This is a genomic window from Mesorhizobium sp. M7A.F.Ca.US.014.04.1.1 (assembly GCF_003998745.1).
GTDB lineage: Bacteria > Pseudomonadota > Alphaproteobacteria > Rhizobiales > Rhizobiaceae > Mesorhizobium > Mesorhizobium ciceri.
This window is the reverse complement of the sequence record NZ_RZRW01001366.1, coordinates 1-575: the sequence shown is the minus strand read 5'-3', so window position 1 is coordinate 575 and position 575 is coordinate 1. Positions and strand designations below refer to the sequence as shown.

1 protein-coding gene is annotated in these 575 nt (G+C 64.7%); it reads right to left on the bottom strand.

All coding sequences use genetic code 11. The features are described from left to right. Positions 1 to 575, bottom strand: a 575-nt coding sequence (locus EOA22_RS36575) for an NAD-glutamate dehydrogenase domain-containing protein (protein ID WP_164756335.1), incomplete at both ends; no start/stop codon positions are given.

Sequence of the window (575 nt, the reverse complement as noted above, 5' to 3'; positions counted from 1 at the left end):
GATTGGCGCCCTCGCCGATCACTTTCGCCCGGACGTCGAGCGCGGTGATGCGAATGGCATCGTTGGCGCGGTCGCCGACCTCGGCATTGGTCTCGGTCGATGCCCTGAGATACGTGCCGATGCCGCCGAACCACAGAAGATCGACCGGCGCTTTGAGGATGGCGGTCATGATCTCGACCGGCGTGGCGGTGGTCTTGGCCAGGCCGATCGCCGCCGCCGCCGCCGCCGGCAAGGTGATCGATTTCTGGTTGCGCGAGACGATGATGCCGCCTTCCGACAGTTTCGTCTTGTCGTAGTCCTGCCAGCTCGAACGCGGCAGCGCGAACATGCGCTCGCGCTCGGCCATCGAGGCTGCCATGTCGGGATCGGGATCGATGAAGATGTCGCGATGGTCGAAGGCCGCGATCAGCCGGGTTTTCGGGGACAAAAGCATGCCGTTGCCGAACACGTCGCCCGACATGTCGCCGACCCCAACGACGGTGAAGGACGAGGTCTGGATGTCGCGGTTGATCTCGCGGAAATGCCGCTTGACCGCTTCCCAGGCGCCCTTGGCGGGGATGCCCATCTTCTTGTGG